At 37.3% G+C, this 19,357-nt stretch carries 20 protein-coding genes; 9 read left to right on the plus strand and 11 right to left on the minus strand.

Annotated elements, in window-relative coordinates; translation table 11 throughout:
* The first annotated feature begins 2 nt into the window (after positions 1-2).
* The 6 genes from ribH to SJY44_RS08895 all read left to right on the plus strand — a co-directional run bounded on the left by ribH (position 3) and on the right by SJY44_RS08895 (position 5,384).
* Complete coding sequence (ribH, locus tag SJY44_RS08870) at positions 3-485, plus strand: 6,7-dimethyl-8-ribityllumazine synthase (RefSeq protein WP_396589426.1); 483 nt, start codon at positions 3-5, stop codon at positions 483-485.
* 130 nt (positions 486-615) lie between these two features.
* Positions 616-900 (plus strand): riboflavin synthase subunit beta, encoded by a 285-nt coding sequence (locus tag SJY44_RS08875; protein WP_298927965.1) that lies wholly within the window; start codon positions 616-618, stop codon positions 898-900.
* Positions 900-2,747 carry a DNA mismatch repair endonuclease MutL gene (gene mutL / locus SJY44_RS08880; RefSeq protein ID WP_396589427.1) on the plus strand — a complete coding sequence of 616 codons (1,848 nt, stop codon included), beginning with the start codon at positions 900-902 and terminating at the stop codon, positions 2,745-2,747. Before SJY44_RS08875 ends, mutL begins: the two co-directional genes overlap by 1 nt.
* Complete coding sequence (locus tag SJY44_RS08885; protein WP_298927959.1) at positions 2,748-3,482, plus strand: rhomboid family intramembrane serine protease; 735 nt, start codon at positions 2,748-2,750, stop codon at positions 3,480-3,482.
* Positions 3,483-3,485: 3 nt separating this feature from the next.
* Complete coding sequence (locus SJY44_RS08890; RefSeq protein WP_396589428.1) at positions 3,486-4,352, plus strand: rhomboid family intramembrane serine protease; 867 nt, start codon at positions 3,486-3,488, stop codon at positions 4,350-4,352.
* A gap of 3 nt (positions 4,353-4,355) precedes the next feature.
* A complete protein-coding gene (locus SJY44_RS08895; RefSeq protein WP_396589429.1) occupies positions 4,356-5,384 on the plus strand; it encodes an endonuclease/exonuclease/phosphatase family protein in 1,029 nt (342 codons plus the stop codon).
* Here SJY44_RS08895 and SJY44_RS08900 read toward each other — a convergent pair.
* The 11 genes from SJY44_RS08900 to udk all read right to left on the minus strand — a co-directional run bounded on the left by SJY44_RS08900 (position 5,376) and on the right by udk (position 15,647).
* On the minus strand, positions 5,376-5,684 hold the full coding sequence (locus SJY44_RS08900; protein WP_396589430.1) for a DUF6122 family protein: 309 nt from the start codon (positions 5,682-5,684) through the stop codon (positions 5,376-5,378). The genes SJY44_RS08895 and SJY44_RS08900 overlap by 9 nt on opposite strands.
* Positions 5,677-6,309 (minus strand): WbqC family protein, encoded by a 633-nt coding sequence (locus SJY44_RS08905; protein WP_396589431.1) that lies wholly within the window; start codon positions 6,307-6,309, stop codon positions 5,677-5,679. The genes SJY44_RS08900 and SJY44_RS08905 overlap by 8 nt, the downstream gene beginning before the upstream one ends.
* Positions 6,306-8,045, minus strand: coding sequence for a signal peptidase I (lepB, locus tag SJY44_RS08910; protein ID WP_396589432.1), 1,740 nt, complete (start codon positions 8,043-8,045; stop codon positions 6,306-6,308). The genes SJY44_RS08905 and lepB overlap by 4 nt, the downstream gene beginning before the upstream one ends.
* Before the next feature lie 48 nt (positions 8,046-8,093).
* Complete coding sequence (dapB, locus tag SJY44_RS08915; protein ID WP_396589433.1) at positions 8,094-8,795, minus strand: 4-hydroxy-tetrahydrodipicolinate reductase; 702 nt, start codon at positions 8,793-8,795, stop codon at positions 8,094-8,096.
* Positions 8,796-8,798: 3 nt separating this feature from the next.
* Positions 8,799-9,440, minus strand: coding sequence for a DUF5683 domain-containing protein (locus tag SJY44_RS08920; protein ID WP_396589434.1), 642 nt, complete (start codon positions 9,438-9,440; stop codon positions 8,799-8,801).
* Positions 9,433-10,344, minus strand: coding sequence for a ParB/RepB/Spo0J family partition protein (locus tag SJY44_RS08925; protein WP_396589435.1), 912 nt, complete (start codon positions 10,342-10,344; stop codon positions 9,433-9,435). Before SJY44_RS08925 ends, SJY44_RS08920 begins: the two co-directional genes overlap by 8 nt.
* Positions 10,345-11,118 (minus strand): AAA family ATPase, encoded by a 774-nt coding sequence (locus SJY44_RS08930; RefSeq protein WP_298927938.1) that lies wholly within the window; start codon positions 11,116-11,118, stop codon positions 10,345-10,347.
* Between the two features lie 135 nt (positions 11,119-11,253).
* The gene (gene scpA / locus SJY44_RS08935) at positions 11,254-13,320 is read right to left on the minus strand and encodes a methylmalonyl-CoA mutase (protein ID WP_396589436.1); all 2,067 of its coding nucleotides are present in this window, start codon (positions 13,318-13,320) and stop codon (positions 11,254-11,256) included.
* Complete coding sequence (locus tag SJY44_RS08940) at positions 13,313-14,710, minus strand: methylmalonyl-CoA mutase subunit beta (RefSeq protein WP_396589437.1); 1,398 nt, start codon at positions 14,708-14,710, stop codon at positions 13,313-13,315. The genes scpA and SJY44_RS08940 overlap by 8 nt, the downstream gene beginning before the upstream one ends.
* Positions 14,703-15,035, minus strand: coding sequence for a septum formation initiator family protein (locus SJY44_RS08945; RefSeq protein ID WP_298927930.1), 333 nt, complete (start codon positions 15,033-15,035; stop codon positions 14,703-14,705). Before SJY44_RS08945 ends, SJY44_RS08940 begins: the two co-directional genes overlap by 8 nt.
* Positions 15,036-15,038: 3 nt before the next feature.
* Positions 15,039-15,647, minus strand: a complete 609-nt coding sequence (gene udk / locus SJY44_RS08950; protein WP_298927926.1) for a uridine kinase — start codon at positions 15,645-15,647, stop codon at positions 15,039-15,041.
* 193 nt (positions 15,648-15,840) lie between these two features.
* Between udk and SJY44_RS08955 the strand changes: the two genes are divergently transcribed.
* From SJY44_RS08955 to SJY44_RS08965, 3 genes are read left to right on the plus strand one after another with little or no spacing between them, the layout of a single operon-like run.
* Positions 15,841-16,326 (plus strand): acetyl-CoA carboxylase biotin carboxyl carrier protein subunit, encoded by a 486-nt coding sequence (locus SJY44_RS08955; RefSeq protein WP_396589438.1) that lies wholly within the window; start codon positions 15,841-15,843, stop codon positions 16,324-16,326.
* Positions 16,327-16,332: 6 nt separating this feature from the next.
* The gene (locus SJY44_RS08960) at positions 16,333-17,775 is read left to right on the plus strand and encodes an acetyl/propionyl/methylcrotonyl-CoA carboxylase subunit alpha (RefSeq protein WP_396589439.1); all 1,443 of its coding nucleotides are present in this window, start codon (positions 16,333-16,335) and stop codon (positions 17,773-17,775) included.
* Between the two features lie 5 nt (positions 17,776-17,780).
* On the plus strand, positions 17,781-19,322 hold the full coding sequence (locus SJY44_RS08965) for an acyl-CoA carboxylase subunit beta (protein ID WP_396589440.1): 1,542 nt from the start codon (positions 17,781-17,783) through the stop codon (positions 19,320-19,322).
* The last annotated feature ends 35 nt before the right edge of the window (positions 19,323-19,357 follow it).

Here is a 19,357-nt window from a genome sequence, read left to right on the forward strand (position 1 = left end):
TTATGGCTACTGAGAACAAGAACTTATCCGCTTACGATAAAACAACAATCCCAAACGCGAAGGAATTTCGGTTTGGGATTGTTGTTTCTGAGTGGAATGATACCATTACGGAAGGACTATATAATGGCGCTTTAGAGGCCTTAGTGGATTGCGGAGCTCTTACTGATAATATTCTTAGATGGAATGTTCCAGGAACTTATGAGCTTACCTACGGATGTAAAAAGATGCTCAACACTCAAAAAGTGGATGCAGTAATTGCAATTGGCAGCGTTATTCGTGGAGAAACCAGTCACTTTGATTTTGTTTGTAGCGCAGCGGCCCAGGGTATTAAGGACCTAAATGTTGCTTATGACACACCTGTTATCTTTTGTGTTCTTACTGATAACACTTTACAGCAAGCTATAGACCGCAGCGGAGGCAAGCATGGAAATAAGGGAGCCGAAGCGGCTATTGCAGCAATAAAGATGGCTGCCTTAGGAAGGTAATTTTTATGTTTTTAAGAGCAAATAGGGCAATACTATAGTTCTATCTAAGACTGTTAACATTTTTTGGCAGTAGTTCCCAATCCTATTTTTTGATTTTGAGTACCTTTGAGATTATACGGAAAAGGATATAATGCGAAATTTTCTAAAACTTAGAAAAAATAGAACCTATGATTATTCACCACGCTATTACAAGGGTGAAGGTAATCCTTATAAAATAGAACATAAACTAGATAAATACAGAAGTACAGCTAATACACAAAGAGGCCTAAAAAACAAATTTTCCTCAGCTTTTGATGACTTAAAAAATGAAGGGGATAAAAACTTAAAAATTCGTTTTACGATTATTGTGGCCATCTTAATATTGCTGTTCCTCTTCATCATAGACTTTGATTTATCCATATTCCTGAATCCCTAATGGCAGATATCATTAAACTCTTGCCAGACCATGTCGCCAATCAAATTGCAGCAGGGGAAGTGGTTCAGCGACCAGCTTCAGTAGTAAAAGAACTATTGGAAAACGCCATAGATTCTGGTGCTACCCTAATTAAATTGATTGTAAAAGATGGAGGTAAGGCTCTCATTCAAGTTGTGGACAATGGTTCTGGAATGAGTGAGACCGATGCTAGACTTTCTTTTGAGAGACATGCTACATCAAAAATATCAACCGCCCAAGATTTGTTTAACCTGCAGACAAAAGGATTCCGTGGTGAAGCCTTGGCTTCAATAGCAGCAATTGCCCATGTGGATATGCAGACAAGGATGGATAATGCGGAAGTTGGGACACATTTAAAGATTGAAGGCAGCAAAATAATGTCTCAAGAAGTGATAGCCACACCAAAAGGGACATCAATAGCTGTTAAAAATCTATTTTTTAATATTCCGGCCAGACGTAATTTCTTAAAATCCAACCAAGTTGAATCACGGCATATTACAGATGAATTTCAGCGGGTTGCCTTGGTCCATCCAAACATAGAATTTCATTATTACAATAATGGTTCAGAATTATTTAATCTTCCAAAGACCAAACACAGACAGCGAATAAGTAATGTTTTTGGGAATAGAATGGGAGACCGTTTAGTTCCGGTCAATGAAGGGACTGAAGTAGTTAAAATCTCGGGATTTGTCTGCAAGCCAGAATTTGCTAAAAAGAGTAGGGGAGAACAGTTTTTCTTTGCCAATAGCAGATTTATAAAAAGCCCATACTTGCATCATGCAGTAGTTGCCGCTTTTGAAGGACTTATTAAGACTGACTTGTATCCTGGATACTTTTTGTATTTAGAAGTGGATCCTGCATCTATCGATATCAATATACATCCCACAAAAACAGAGGTGAAGTTTGATGATGAAAATACCATGTACGCCATCATTCGTTCCACAGTAAAACATAGTTTGGGACAATTTAATGTAGCTCCAGTTTTGGATTTTGAACATGACCCTAATTTAGACACTCCCTATGCATATAAGGAGAAAGGAGCAGTACTGCCTAAGGTAACCATGGATGCTTCTTTTAATCCTTTTCAAGAGACTTCAGAAAGGACAAGCGCTACGTCTAACTATCAAAAAACCAGCACAAAGGCTTGGGAGAATCTGTATGAAGGTTTAAATACCGGGGTAAGTACAGATAATTTCAGCAGTATAGAGATTGAATCGGACACTGAGGTACAAGGAACATTTTATTCTGATACAGAATCGCAAGAACATGTTAGCACCACCTTTCAGCTAAAAAGAAAGTATATAGTTAGCACCATTAAGTCCGGCATGTTGGTAATTAATCAAAACCGTGCACATGAACGGGTGCTTTTTGAAAAGTTTTTAGCTGAAATCACCGTAAAGGAAGGTGTCAGCCAACAGCTCTTGTTTCCTTTAGAACTTACCTTCACCAAACAAGAATTGATTATTTTAAAAGAGATCAAAGATAGCCTGATAAACGTTGGTTTTGCTTTTGAAAGTTTGGAAGAAGAGACTGTTAAAGTGACAGGTGTGCCCTTGGTTGTCTCCGAAAGCGGAATTGGCATGGTATTGGATCGTTTGATAGCTGATTATAAAGAGGGATTTGAAGGAAATTCAATTTCTCAAGCGGAATTGCTGGCAAAGGCACTGTCTAAAAACCTGGCAGTAAAAACAGGTGAAGTATTGGATAAGGACTCCCAGTTAGGTTTGGTGAATGATTTATTCGGTTGTAAGGAACCTACATTAAGTCCGTTCCAAAAAATGACATACACTATTATCTCTGAAGGAGATATTGAAAAAAAGTTTAGCTAAATGGGTAGATTGACAGAGGCGGTAAAACATTTGTTGATTATCAACGTGATTTTATTTATAGCCACACAATTATATGGGGATCAAATGTATCAGTGGTTATCCCTCTGGTTTCCTCAGAACACTAATTTTCAGTGGTGGCAGGTAATTAGCCATATGTTCATGCATGGCGGCCTTATGCACATTGTGTTTAATATGTACGCGCTGTGGGCATTTGGAACTCCTCTTGAGCAAGCTTGGGGCAGGAATAAGTTCTTGTTCTTTTATTTTTCAGCCGGACTTGGTTCTGCCTTATTGCATACAGGGGTTAACTATTATCTTTTTAATGAAGGAATGACTGCTTTGGTCAACGCTGGAATGACAGAGACGCAGGTTTTGGATATAATATCAAAAGGGCAATACAGTCCAGATTGGTATAACGTGGCTTCTAAAAGCACCATTGATAATTTTTTAAGTGCTTACAATACACCGGCAGTTGGAGCATCAGGTGCTATTTACGGGATTTTAGTGGCATTTGCTTTTATGTATTCTGAAGCAAAACTTATGTTGATATTTTTACCAGTGCCTATAAAAGCAAAGTATTTTGTACCCTTGTTGTTAGCTGGAGACTTGTTTTTTGGAATAGGAAACATAAATACTGGAGTGGCACATTTTGCGCATATAGGTGGCGCATTAATTGGATTTATTATGATGTGGTATTGGAAAAAGAATGAGTTTAATAAAAACCGTTGGAATTAGCCTATGGCGAATGGTGGATTACAATATAATTTTGCAAAATTCAGCATAGCTGAAAAACTGATTGCACTAAATGTTCTCGTCTTTATTTTGGACGGACTGTCTTTAGCATTACTTGGAAATTCAGTATCGGAATGGTTTGAACTGCCCAAAGATTTCATGGAATTTTTTGGTCAGCCCTGGTCTATAGGCACATACTCATTTTTCCATGCCGGTTTGGGTCATATCTTTTGGAACATGATCATGCTCTATTTTGCTGGTAGAATTTTCTTAAATCTATTTGATAACCAACGGTTCATTAACGTATACTTTTTAGGTGTTATCGTTGGAGGAATGGTTTTTTTGCTTAGTTATAATATTTTTCCAACCTTATTGAATACAAATACAGCATTAATAGGGGCTTCAGCAGGAGTTACGGCAGTATTGATTTTCGTATGTGCTTACTTACCAAATCAAGAAGTGCGGATTATCTTTTTTAACGTTAAGCTTTGGTATGTAGGGGCATTTTTTGTTTTGGTCGATTTAATACAGATTCCGTATGGTGGAAATGTAGGTGGCAGATTAGCACATTTGGGAGGAGCGCTGCTTGGATACATTTATGCACGACAGTTGTTAAACGGAAATGATATCGGTTCTGGCTTTACAAAGTTTAGAGACGTTATTGTTCAACTCTTTAAACCAAAAGAAAAAAAGGGACCTCTTAAAACGGTATATAAAAAGAAGACTTCCAAAGGTAAGAGTTCTGCAGATTATGATAAACAAGCCCATCAGCGTAAAATAGATGCCATCTTGGATAAAATCAGTAAATCTGGATATGAGAGCTTATCCAAGGCCGAAAAGGATTTTTTGTTTAAAGCAGGTAAAGAGAATTAGTACGTGAAAAAGACTTCTCTCATTCTTGGTAAGTTAATATTTACGGTTAATATACTAGTTGCAGTTTTATTACTTGTTACTTGCATTCTTTCCTTTTTAACAGCTCATATTTTCTCTTTATTATCAGTTCTTAGTCTGATTGTTCCTTTTCTTTTTATTATAAATGGATTGTTTCTCGGGTATTGGCTTTATAGAAAAAAAAGAAAGTTCTTACTATCTCTGATAACACTGTTCATTGGGTATTTGGTTTTTGGACCATTTTATGGAATTGGTAACCATAATGAAGAGTCATCAGCGTCCGATTTGAAAATAATGACCTATAATGCATGGGGATTTAATAAGAATGGTTGGATTAAAGAACCAAAAATTGGGGATAGGATATCTGCATTTATCAAAAATGAAAATCCAGATATCGTCTGTATTCAAGAGCATAGCAGAATACGATATAAGCAATTAACCCAATATCCGTATAGGACTGAAACGCCTTATTCAGTACCCAGGAGCATACAAGCTATATTTTCAAAATACCCTATTGTTGGTAACGGTTCACTTGACTTACCTGGGACAAGTAACAATATCATATACGCTGATATTCTGCACAAAAAAGACACGATAAGAGTTTATAATTTGCATTTACAGTCATATAATATTGTCCCATCATCAGAAACGTTTTCTGAAGAAGAATCAGAAAAGAATTATAAAAGACTGGTCAATACTTTTACAAAACAACTTGAACAGGCTAAAATCTTTAATAAACATAAAGAAACAAGTCCATATAAAAATATAGTTTGCGGCGATATGAATAATACACAGTTCTCTAATGTATATCGTATATTGAGCAAGGATTTGCAAGATACTTTTTTGGAAAAAGGAAAAGGATTTGGCAGAACATATGGTCTGTTAGGGTTTCCTATTCGAATAGATTATATACTTGTAGATCCAGCGTTTGAAGTAATCTCTCACCAGAATTATAATGAGAAATTGTCTGACCATTATCCGGTTATGGCCACTATTCGTCTTAAATCAGATTAAAAAACAATCCACAACATCTGCAATAATATGGATGATAAGCGCTAAACCTATTATTCGGGTTTGTTTAAAGAAAGGAAGAATACAATATAGCGAGATGGCCCAATAGCTATGGAGTGGATGAAAATTTATGCTGCAACGATTTAAATCAAATATTGGTTCTGCAAGAAGATGATCCAGGTCGATTACAATACCCGCTAAAAGAACAAGTATCACCTTAATTCTATTTTCCTTGAAAAACAAAAAACCTATAAGGATAGGAACGATAAAATGAATGCTATAATGAATGATGAACCTAAGCATCTAAAAAGCCTAAAGATTGATTTTTTAAATAGGTAAGTGCATTGGTTCCTTCATTGAATAACAAATCCAAAATGCTTAGATTGGATATAAAACCGTGTCTTTCTTCAAAGACTTGAGAATACTCTGCCAGACCAATACTTAATTCTCTTTTTGACTCTGCTAAGAATCTCGTATCAACATTTTTTGAAGGTATGACCTCATAAGAAGAAGTTTTTTTTGTGGGGTTTTCAATGCCTAAACAATCACCAATGGTTTTTATAGTTTTTAGGTTGAAATCAAAAAGAGAACCTTTGGCTTCTTCAAACAAAGGTTTTAAATCATCCTCGTAAAACTCAAAGAAGGGGGACGTTCTATAAGCAGTTTCCAAGGTTCGCCAATGTTGCTTTTGCCAATTGAAACTATTATCCATTTCAATCTCACTATATTTTTGATGATCTTCTTTTCCCTTGGTATGTTTTATGGGAATGTTTAGCATATGCTTTCCCTGATCTGTACAGATATAGCAGCGGTTCCTGTATGTCTGTTTCTGGAAATTATCACACGCTTCCCAAACAATGTCGTTTTGAGCAATTACAGAAAACGTGATGATGCTTGGCAAATAAGTAGGATGAACTAATAAACTCAAGAATTCTTTTTTCTTCGTTTTCTAAAAAAGTCAAATATAAACCATCCTGCAAGTACCATTAAAAAATACTTTAAATAGGATACAGGTTCTCCGCTACCCCCAACAGTAGTAAAAATACGATCCCAACGGGGACGCCATTTTATCAAGCCTTCTTTGAAGTTATCAAAACTCAACCAAAGAAAAACAGGTTTCCCAACAATATGGTTAGCCGGAACATATCCCCAAGTTCTGCTATCTTCAGAGTGGTCGCGGTTATCTCCCATCATCCAATAATAGTCTTGTTTAAATGTATAGGAACTCGCTTCTTCTCCATTGATCAAAACTTTTTGTCCCGTAACGACCACATCATTGTATTCGTAATCCCGAATAATCTTCTTGTATAACGGAATGGTTTTGTAATTGATTTCTACAGTGGCTCCTTCCTCAGGAAGATATATAGGACCAAAATTGTCATTGTTCCATGGATAGAAATTGGGTTTTTGAGGATATGCACCTGTGTATACTCCCTTACCTTCATTCGTTTTTATAACAGAATCTATCTCTTGATTCTTTTGCAATGCAGCCACCATGTCATCTGTTAAGTTGGCAATTCTTGACCTCGGCTTTTCTTCTGTCAGGGATAATCTCAATTGTCTTATAACTTCGGTAGGTATTCCTTTTTCCCGTGTTATAAGTTCAATTTTACCATCTGCTGTTTGGTTTGCACCAAGCACAAAAGGAGATAGTGCATTGTACTGATCTTGATTTAGGCCTGCAGTTATATATTTCCTGAGGTAATCTGAAGCGTCAACCTCATTAAGTAACCTACTGGACACCCCTTTTTGGGAATAAATAGTATAATCATACATCACTTTTGCCCTATCTGAAAGCTGCAGTTTTTTCCCATTGATATGAACAAAACCGTCTATGACCGCCAACGAATCCCCTGGAGTTCCCACGCACCTCTTAACATAGTTAGACTTTTTGTCTATTGGTTTTTTTACAGCTTTTTCTGCCTTAAAAAATTGATACAAGGTATCTGAGGGCAAGCTGAAAACAACTATGTCATTTTTTTTGATGGTATTGAACCCTGGAAGGCGCATATAGGGTAATTGTAATTTATTCTTCCATGAGGTTTTATGAGTTGCTGGGTCAACATCGGCCACATATGATCTTTTCTTTACTCCTGGAATGGTATCATGCACCATTGGAAGAGCCAATGTGGTCATGGGAATTCTTGCTCCATAATGGAATTTGCTAACAAACAAAAAATCTCCAATCCTAAGAGTGCGCTCCAATGAACCAGTAGGAATTACATACGGCTGTATAAAGTAAGTATGCACAAAGGTTGCAGCTACAATGGCAAAAACGATGGAGCTTACCCATTCTCCAAGTCCAGTTCTAGGTTTTAAATCTCGGTCTTCAATATATTTTACATCTTCGGCATAATTGATATAATAGATGTAAAATCCTAATGTTAGAATAACCAGCCAGGTATCTAAAAGTTTGGTCTTTCCAAAACTTCTAATGGTTTCTACCCACACCACTGGGAACATCAATAAATTAATAATGGGAATGAATAACAGTAAAATCCACCACCAAGGTCTGTTTATGATTTTCATCAAAACAATACCATTATATATTGGGATTGCTGCTTCCCATGCTTTTCTACCTGCTTTTACATAGAGTTTCCAAGTGCCTAAAAAATGAATGATTTGTACAATCAAAATAAAAATGACCCACTGCGTACCGTTCATAAAGAAGTTTATTTGTAAGACTACAAGTCTAGATTGTTGTTACTTTTTTTAATTAAGATTTAACACATCTTTCATAGAAAAAACTCCGGTTTTACCCTGAATCCACTCTGCGGCTATAACCGCTCCTAAGGCGAAACCTTCACGATTATGGGCAGTATGCTTAATTTCAATATTATCTACTGTGCTTTCATACGAAATAGAATGGGTTCCGGGAACAGACCCTTCACGTTTAGAGATGATCGGGATTTTCTTTTTTCCAGACGTATCCAATTCCCATCCAATATATTCAGTGTTTTCTATGATTCCATCTGCCAGTGTAATTGCCGTGCCGCTTGGCGCATCCAATTTTTGGGTATGATGAATTTCTTCCATTTCAACGTTATATTGATTTAGATTCGACATCATTTTGGCCAAATACGAATTCAATTCAAAAAATACATTGACTCCCAAACTAAAATTTGAGGCATATATGAACGCTCCATTGGTCTCATTGCATATGCCTACAGCTTTATCATAATTTGATAGCCATCCGGTGGTGCCTGAAATAACCGGGATGTTGTTTTTAAAACAAGTGGTTATGTTATTAAATGCGGCGTCTGGAGTGCTAAAATCAATGGCGACATCGATGTTTTTGTAATCCACTTCCTGTGTATCTAAATCTACCTTTGCAACTATGGAATGTCCTCTGCTTTGAGCTATTTGCTCAATCATTTGCCCCATTTTCCCATATCCAAATAATCCAATGTTCATAAATTAAAATTTTACCACTAGGGCCATTCCATAATATGGCTTATTGGTCAAGGGATTAACATCTAAGTAAGGTTGAAAATCAAACGATAAATCATCATCCACATTATATTGTTTAAGATGAGCATCTACATTTGCGTCTATTATATTAAAAGCATAAAGTGCTATTGTAACCAACAATGACAAATCTCTATCACGCTGAGAGCTTTCTTGTGCATCTTGTAACGCATCATTAGAAATATCTGGGCCACTTCCGTCACCATTTATATCGTAAAATTCATCATCAGTAAAACCGGCTCGTCTTCTTTTAAATGCATCCCTGGCCCTGTTATATTCAGTGTTGTTAAAGGAATACACATAAATCCCTGTTCCAATGGCCCCCCAAACTATGGGTGCCTTCCAATAGCGTTTGTTATAAATTTGACCCAATCCAGGAAATATAGCGGAATAAAACGCCGCTTTACTGGGTGCAAGCGGGTTTATCTTTTTCTTTTCATAAGTAACTTCTTGTATTATAATCCCTTGGCCTTCCAAATCTTGAGCCAATGAATCAATTTCTTTGGGGTGCGGTTCTATTTCATCTTCTTGAGAAAAAGAAAACTGAACAAGAAGCAATGAAAAGAACAGTAAAAAAAAACTTTTACTCACCTGTCAATAATTTTCTTAAACGCTGAAATTCTTCTTTGGAATGAAAAGGAATTACAATTTTTCCTTTTCCATTTTGGGAGGTGGTAACATCGACTTTAGTAGAAAGGTGGTGCTTTAATGCATCCATACCTTTACTGACAAAATTTGGTATTTCTCTGGAGCTTACTTTTTTTACTTCTGAAGAACCTCCATTTTTTGATTCCTTGTAAACCTTTACCAAACGCTCTGTTTCTCTTACGGAAAGCCCATCAGAAACTACTTTCTCATAGATATTGATTTGGTCTTTTTTCTTTTCAATATTTATTAGAGCCCGACCATGTCCCATACTTACAAAACCATCTCTCATTCCTGTTTGAATGATAGGGTGTAATTTAAGCAAACGCAAATAATTGGTAATGGTAGAACGTTTTTTACCCACACGGTCACTTAATTTTTCTTGGGTAACTTCAATCTCATCTATAAGCCGCTGATACGAAAGTGCAATTTCAATAGGGTCTAAGTCTTGGCGTTGAATGTTCTCCACCAAAGCCATTTCCAATGATTCTTGGTCGTTTGCTATACGAATATAAGAAGGGATAGTTTTTAACCCTACCAACTTAGAAGCACGAAACCTTCTTTCACCAGAGACCAACTGGAATTTGTTGAAATCAAGCTTTCTTACTGTAATGGGTTGAATTATTCCAAGTTCCCTAATTGAACTTGCCAGTTCCTTAAGTGTTTCATCATTAAAATTGGAACGTGGCTGAAAGGGATTTACCTCAATAGAATCAATCTCCAATTCAACTACATTGCCAATGACCTTATCCGCATTTTTATCCGAAACTGATTGAATATCATTCTCGGGATCTTTTAATAGAGCGGAGAGGCCTCTTCCTAAAGCCTGTTTTTTAGTTGCCTTCGCCATTTAAACTTTCTCCTTGTTTTTCTTCAATACTTCGTTGGCCAAGTTTAGATAATTTGTGGCGCCTTTGCTGCTAGCATCATACTTAATAATGCTTTCACCATAACTTGGCGCTTCACTTAACCTAACATTCCTTTGGATTATGGTATCAAATACCATGTCCGCAAAGTGTTTTTTAACTTCTTCCACAACTTGGTTAGAGAGTCGTAACCTTGAGTCATACATGGTCAACAACATGCCCTCAATATCCAAATCGTTATTATGTATTTTCTGAACACTCTTTATGGTATTCAACAGCTTTCCTAAGCCTTCCAAAGCAAAATATTCGCATTGTATTGGAATCATGACAGAGTCGGCCGCTGTAAGCGCGTTCAAAGTAAGTAGACCTAAAGAAGGGGCACAATCAATCAAGATAAAATCATATCTGTCTCCCAAGCCTTTAAGGGCCTCTTTCATCATGTACTCTCTGTTGTCCTTGTCAACCAATTCTATTTCAATGGCCACAAGGTCAATATGTGCTGGAATAAGATCCACATTTGGGGAATCTGTCGGTATAATTACTTCATCCACTGTTTTGGTATGTTCCAGCAACTGGTAAGTGCCTTTTTCAATACTGTCTACATCAATACCTAAACCTGACGTTGCATTGGCTTGGGGGTCTGCATCAATTAGCAATATTTTCTTTTCCAATACACCAAGCGAGGCAGCTAGGTTAACCGTAGTGGTTGTTTTACCTACTCCACCCTTCTGATTTGCAATAGCAATAATCTTGCCCATTTCATAGTAAGTTAGAGGCTAAAAATACGATTATTTAAGACGCTAAAAAATGTATTTTGTTAACACTAAGTGAATAACCTTAACATTGGACGTTAAAGAAAGTTAAAGTTTTAATTATTAGGTTGTTAAGTGAGGTTAGTCCATTAAAATCTTTAAGATTTCAATAGCTGCGCCGCTGATTTTTGTGCCTGGCCCAAATACCGCAACAGCACCGTGTTTTAGCAGGTGTTCATAATCTTGTTTAGGAATGACTCCGCCAACAATGACCATAATGTCCTCTCTTCCATAGTTTTTCAATTCTTGAATTACTTCAGGAACCAAAGTTTTATGTCCTCCCGCTAGAGAGGAGATGCCTAAAACATGAACATCATTTTCAACAGCTTGTTTTGCTACTTCTGCAGGAGTCTGAAAAAGTGGACCAATATCTACATCAAACCCAAGATCCGCATATCCAGTTGCGACTACTTTTGCTCCTCGATCATGACCATCTTGTCCCATTTTTGCTATCATAATCCTTGGCCTTCTACCTTCTTCCAACGCAAAGTCATCTGCCATTTTTTTGGCTTTTTCAAAACTAGCATCGTTTTTAATCTCTTTGGAATACACTCCTGTAAATGATTGGATTTTTGCTCTATAACGCCCAAATGCCTCTTCCATGGCATCACTAATTTCGCCTAAAGTGGCACGTGCTTTTGCTGCTTCTACCGCTAAAGCTAATAAATTTTCTCGCTTAGAGTTGTTTTCCATGACCTTCTTGGATGCTAGAGTGATTTCACTCAAAGCTTTTTGAACAGTATCTTCACTTCGGGTAGATTTTACCTGTTGTAGTTGCGCTATTTGTTGTTTACGAACCTTATCATTATCAACTTCCAAAATTTGAAGGTCGTCCTCATTCTCTAAACGGTATTTGTTTACACCTACAATGGTATCTTGAGTGCTATCAATGCGAGCTTGTTTTTTTGCAGCAGCTTCCTCAATACGCATTTTTGGAATACCAGCTTCAATGGCTTTGGTCATCCCTCCAAGTTCTTCCACTTCCTCGATTAATTTCCAAGCTTCTTCCGCAATTTGTTTTGTTAAAGCTTCAACCTCATGACTGCCTGCCCACGGGTCCACAGTTTTTGTAATATGTGTTTCTTGTTGCAGGTAAATCTGGGTATTACGTGCAATTCGTGCTGAAAAATCTGTTGGTAGTGCTATTGCTTCATCCAAAGCATTGGTGTGTAAGCTTTGGGTTCCACCAAAGGCAGCTGCCATAGCTTCAATTGTAGTTCTGGCAACATTGTTAAACGGGTCTTGTTCCGTTAAACTCCAACCACTGGTCTGGCTATGGGTACGGAGCATTAATGATTTTTCATTTTCTGGATTGAATTCCTTCACCAATTTGGTCCAAAGCATCCTACCGGCCCTCATTTTAGCAATTTCCGTAAAATGATTCATGCCAATTCCCCAGAAAAAAGAAAGACGAGGTGCAAAATCATCAATTTGTAATCCTGCTTTTAAACCAGTTCGGATGTACTCAATGCCATCAGCAAGTGTATAAGCCAATTCTAGTGAAGCAGGTGCACCAGCCTCATGCATGTGATAACCAGAAATACTGATGCTATTAAATTTTGGCATATGCTTGCTGGTAAATTCAAAAATATCGGCTACCAATTGCATGGATGGTGCTGGCGGATAGATATAGGTATTCCGCACCATAAATTCTTTAAGAATATCATTTTGGATAGTGCCAGAGAGCTGTTCCATGGAAACGCCTTGTTCTTCGGCAGCTGCAATGTAAAAGGCCATGATAGGGAGAACCGCTCCGTTCATGGTCATTGAAACGGACATTTTATCCAAAGGAATTCCATCAAACAGGACTTTCATGTCCTCAACGGAATCTATGGCAACCCCAGCCTTTCCTACATCGCCCACTACACGTTCATTATCACTATCATACCCTCTGTGAGTAGGAAGGTCAAAAGCTACGGATAACCCTTTTTGTCCAGCTTCTAAATTTCTTCTATAAAAGGCATTGCTTTCTTCAGCTGTTGAAAACCCGGCATACTGGCGTATTGTCCAAGGCCTGCGAACATACATGGTAGAGTAGGGGCCGCGTAAAAAAGGAGAGATGCCCGCGGCAAAACTCTTTGAAGTATCTATTTCGCTGGATTTTACAGTCGAGGATAATGTTAGATTCTGAAGATTCTTTCTACTCATCGCCAAGTCTTTTTTGTTCCAATGCTTCTGCCAATCGCCTTTCAATAATGGGCTCTATGATTGTTTTTCTAGGTTGGATTTTTACAAAAGGGTAGAGTTCTAAATCATCCTTCATTCGATCCTGCGTATTTTGATATTTATTGGTGCCCACCAATGTTATTTCCTTGGTATTAAAAAGCTGCTGCTCTTTTTCGGCACTTTCTTTTATTTTTCGTTGAATAACGCCTTTTTTCAATTCGCTTAAAAACCCTCCGGAATTTTCAATCTGTTTAAAAAGCTCCAATGCTCTTTCAGCAAGCTGTTGGGTCAAAGACTCAATGTAATATGTTCCCTCTGCTGCTTTTGATATTTGATTGAAATAACTTTCTTCTTTTAGTAACAGCAATTGATTTCTAGCGATGCGTTCCCCAAATTCATTGTCTTTATGATAAATGGCATCATACGTTAAATTCGTAACAGTATCCGCTCCTCCAAGTATAGCGGACATACATTCTGATGTTGTACGTAGCATGTTGACATTGTAGTCGTACAAAGTTTTGTTACGTTTGGAAGGAATCGCCATAATATGGCAATCATTCTCAATTCCATATTCGGTTATCAAGCTTTGCCATAACCATTTCAATGCTCTTAGTTTTGCTATTTCAAAGAAGTAATTCCCACTAACGGCAACTTTGAAAGTTATTGGGAAAGACCTCTCTACTGCGCTCGCGGTGGCATTGGAAAAATGGTTTAAGTATTCATTGGCGTGTGCTAAACCATATGCCAACTGTTGAACCATATTGGCTCCAGCGTTTTGGTAAATAGAAGTATCAACACTTATTGTGGCAATGCCTTTTTTTGTTGAAGTTAAGCTGTATATTTTTTCTAATAATAAATGGTCTTTTTCTAGGTTATGAAACCAATTTCCAGCCTTGGTAAGATTAGTGATTAAGTCAATATTAAGGTTGATCTTTGCCTTTTTTCCATCCGTGAATTCTAATAGATTTTTAATGGACTCAATATCTAAAAACTGAAAATTGAAATGGATTGGGATATGTTCCAAGTCAATTTTGGAAAGTAACTCTTTAAAACCTACATTCTTATTTGGTATGGTAAAGACTATGCTTTCTGCCCCTCTTTTTAGGCAATCTAGAGCCTTGGTATTTGCCTTTTTAGAATCACCAACAAAAATAGTCTGAGCAATTTTCCAGTTATGGTCTTTAGGAAGTTTAAGGGTTTTTGCATTTTGTAAATCTTCAGCATGGTAAAAAGGCTTCACCTTAATGCCTTCCAAGGATTCCCAAAGTAGAGTTTCGTTATAGTCCGCTCCCTTTAAATCGAATTGGATTTTCTGTTTCCATTGTTTTGCGGAAACCTCAGGAAATTCATCAAACAAACCTTGATCACTCATTCTTTTTTGTCTTTAAACTATCCTCGTACTCGATTAAGAAAATCTCCTCATTTTCTTTCTTCATGTAAAACTTTTCACGTGCAAACTTTTCTAATTCGCTTTTGTCAGAAAGTTTTTCAAGAATCTCTTTATCCTTGTTTATTTCTCCTTTTAAAAATTCTTTCTGTTTCTCTAATTTTTTGACCTCATTCCGCAACTCCAAATGTATCATCAAAGAATTGGTGTCAAAAAAAACCATCCAAATCACAAAAATGGTCAAAACCAAAACGTACATGTTGGTCATGACTTTAAACCACTTTTTATTTTTTAATTCTTTGAACCCCATAGCTTAACCTAGTCTGTCATTTATAATGGTCCGCACCATATCTACGGCCACTGTGTTGTAATGGTTATTTGGGATAATAATGTCCGCAAATTCCTTAGACGGTTCTATAAACTGCTGATGCATTGGTTTTACAGCGGTTTGATATCTAGTCAATGCTTTTTCAAGGTCATGTCCACGTTCTTTTATATCGCGTTGCAATCTACGAATCAAACGTTCATCCGAATCTGCATGAACGTAGATTTTTATGTCGAACATATTGCGTAGCTGCGGATTGCTCAAAACCAAGATGCCCTCAACAATCATAACCTTTCTCGGAGGTGTCAAAATGGTTTCTTCTAAACGCGTCTCTTCAACAAAAGAGTATATGGGCTTATTGATTGATTTCCCTTGCCTTAACTGCTCAAGATGGGAGATTAACAAATCAAAATCTATGGAATTTGGGTGGTCAAAATTGACTTTTCCCCGCTCTTCTTTGGTCAAATGGGAAAGGTCATTGTAATAGGAATCTTGTGAAATGACTCCCACTTCATTCTCTGGCAGTTCATCTACTATTTGATTAACCACAGTAGTTTTTCCGCACCCAGTACCACCGGCAATTCCTAAAATCAGCATAATGATAATTTAAATCTCAAAAGTAAGCATTTGATAAGATTTGCAATCTGCTAATATTCTTGCATAGTTAATGCCTATTTATAAAAAAATGAATGATGATTATCATAAATCTTGAAAGTTTCTGGGACTAGTTTTGTATTGGATTAAGGCTTTAATCTTATATTTATCTAGATAACCTGTAACTACTGTTTTTATGGAAAATTCCTATGTTATAAAGGTCAATGAAAACTTTGATTTTCAACTCTCCGAAGACGATATTTCCTCATTAGATATTTTAAAGACAAGCAGTGATACGCTGCACCTACTAAAAAATGGCGTTTCTTACCATATTCAGATTGTAAAATCCGATTTTAACAATAGGCTTTATACAATTAAAGTAAATGGTAATGAGCATCAAATCTCGATAGATGACCCTTTGGAGGTACTTATTAAAAAAATGGGTTTTGCCGTTAATGGAGCTAAAAATATAGATTCCATAGCAGCTCCAATGCCAGGTTTGATTCTGGATATTTTGGTTAAAGAGGGAGAAGAGGTAAAAGAAGATGGTCAATTATTGATTTTAGAAGCCATGAAAATGGAAAATATTATTACTTCACCTCGAAATGGCTTCATTAAAAAGATTTCTGTAATAAAGGGCGAAGCGGTAGAAAAGAAACAATTACTGATTGAATTTCAATAGTCAATTATGAAAAAAATATTGGTTGCAAATCGCGGAGAAATTGCCTTACGGGTAATGAAAACCGCAAAGAAGATGGGAATAAGCACTGTAGCGGTATTTTCTAAAGCAGATAGAAATGCCCCGCATGTTCGATTTGCAGACGAAGCAGTCTGCATTGGAGAAGCGCCATCCAATAAATCTTATTTGTTGGGAGATAAAATCATTGAAGTAGCCTTAAAGCTAAATGTTGATGGAATCCATCCTGGATATGGTTTTTTAAGTGAGAATGCGGATTTTGCAGAAGCGGTTGAAAAGAATGGACTGACCTTTATTGGTCCAAAATCCAAGGCCATACGGATAATGGGTAGTAAACTTGCCGCTAAAGAGGCAGTAAAGGCATATAATATTCCCATGGTGCCAGGCATTGATGAGGCCATAACAGATGTTGCCAAAGCCCATGAAATTGCAAATGAGATTGGATACCCAGTTTTAATAAAAGCTTCCGCTGGTGGAGGTGGAAAGGGTATGCGAATTGTAGAAAAGGAAGCAAATTTAGAATCCCAAATGGAACGGGCAATTAGTGAAGCTACTTCTGCCTTTGGGGATGGTTCTGTTTTTGTAGAAAAATATGTGACTTCTCCAAGGCATATTGAGATTCAAGTGATGGCAGATACCCATGGCAATGTGTTGCACTTTTTTGAACGGGAATGCAGTATCCAAAGACGTCATCAAAAGGTTGTGGAAGAGGCCCCGTCTTCTATTTTAACACCTGAACTAAGGAATGCAATGGGGGTAGCGGCAACTAAGGTTGCTGAAGCTTGTGATTATGTGGGGGCGGGTACAGTGGAGTTTTTAATGGATGCCGATTTAAACTTCTACTTTTTAGAAATGAATACAAGATTACAGGTAGAACACCCAGTTACAGAATTAATTTCTGGAGTTGATTTGGTGGAGCTGCAGATAAAAGTGGCTAGGGGGGAAGAACTGCCCTTAAAACAAGAAGATTTAAAGATACAGGGCCATGCTATGGAGTTGCGGGTTTATGCAGAAGACCCTCTGAACGATTTCTTGCCTAGTGTAGGTAATTTGGAAGTTTATAGGTTACCAGTGGGAGAAGGAATTAGGGTAGATAATGGTTTTGAAGAAGGAATGGATATTCCAATTTATTATGACCCCATGCTTTCAAAATTGATTACGTATGGTGAAACGAGGGAAGAGGCGATTGAATTAATACTTGATGCTATTCAGAATTATAAAATTAAGGGAGTACAGACCACATTGCCTTTTGGCACTTTTGTTTTTAAACATGATGCGTTTAGGTCTGGAAATTTTGACACACATTTTGTAAAAGATTATTATTCTCCGGAAATCCTGAAACAAAAAAACACGGATGAGGCAGAAATAGCAGCTATGATTGCATTGCACCAATACCTTGAAGATCAAAAAATAGTAAAATTACCATCAAACTAATTCGTATGGATTCCAAAATAAAGATTTTAAAGGACAAAGTAGCTCAAGCCCATTTAGGTGGAGGTGAAAAACGAATTGAAAAGCAACATCAAAAGAAAAAATTAACTGCGAGGGAGCGAGTCCAATATTTGTTGGATGAAGGCTCTTTTGAAGAAATGGGCATCTTGGTTACCCACCGTACCACAGATTTTGGTATGGAAAAGGAAATCTATTATGGGGATGGTGTTGTAACAGGTTATGGAACTATTAATGGACGATTGGTCTATGTTTATGCCCAAGACTTTACCGTTTTTGGAGGTGCATTGTCTGAAACCCATGCTGAAAAAATATGTAAAATCATGGATTTGGCCATGAAAGTGGGCGCGCCAATCATTGGATTGAATGATTCCGGAGGAGCCAGAATACAAGAAGGAGTTAGGTCTCTTGGTGGGTATGCCGATATTTTTTATAGAAATGTACAAGCATCAGGAGTAGTCCCTCAGATATCTGCAGTAATGGGGCCATGTGCAGGTGGGGCTGTGTATTCGCCAGCAATGACTGATTTTATTGTGATGGTAGAGGAAACCAGTTACATGTTTGTTACCGGACCCAATGTGGTAAAAACGGTAACAAATGAAGAGGTTACATCTGAAGAATTGGGAGGTGCCAGTGCACATGCGGTAAAATCTGGAGTTGCTCATAAAACCTCTTCCAATGATGCTATATGCTTGGATGATATTAGAAACTTGTTGGACTATTTGCCTCAAAACAATACGGAATTACCAAAATTAAAGCCATATGCTTTAGGAGATGAGGTAAGGGAGGAACTTTCGGGTATGGTGCCTGATAATCCTAACAAGCCATATAATATGCATGATGTAATCAATGGGATTATTGATAGCGATACTTTTTATGAAATCCATAAAGACTATGCTGAAAATATAATAGTTGGTTTTGCACGATTAGGAGGTAGAAGTATTGGCATCATTGCTAACCAGCCCATGTTTTTGGCAGGGGTATTAGGAGTACAAAGCTCAAGAAAAGCGGCCCGTTTTACTCGATTTTGCGACGCCTTTAATATTCCGTTGCTGGTTTTGGTGGATGTTCCTGGTTTCTTACCTGGTACAGATCAAGAGTGGAACGGTATTATCATGCATGGAGCCAAACTTTTGTATGCCTTGAGTGAAGCAACTGTACCGCGAGTTACAGTCATTACTAGAAAAGCATATGGTGGTGCTTACGACGTAATGAATTCTAAACATATTGGAGCAGATTTCAATTTTGCATGGCCCAATGCGGAGATAGCGGTTATGGGGGCAAAAGGAGCTAGTGAGATTATTTTTAGGCGAGAAATTGCAGCTGCAGAAGACTCAGTAGAAAAATTAGCTGAAAAAGAAGCTGAGTATGCGGAAAAATTTGCAAACCCATATAGAGCAGCGCAAAGAGGGTTCATAGATGAAGTAATACTTCCTAAAAATACCAGAAGAAAACTATTGAAAGCTTTTGCTATGTTAGAGAATAAGAAAGTACAGGCTCCAAAGAAAAAGCACGGGAATATTCCGCTTTGATCTACTAGTGTTTCTAGGTGCAGGAATTGTATAAA

It is taken from the genome of Allomuricauda sp. R78024 (genome assembly GCF_044596045.1).
Taxonomy (GTDB): domain Bacteria; phylum Bacteroidota; class Bacteroidia; order Flavobacteriales; family Flavobacteriaceae; genus Flagellimonas.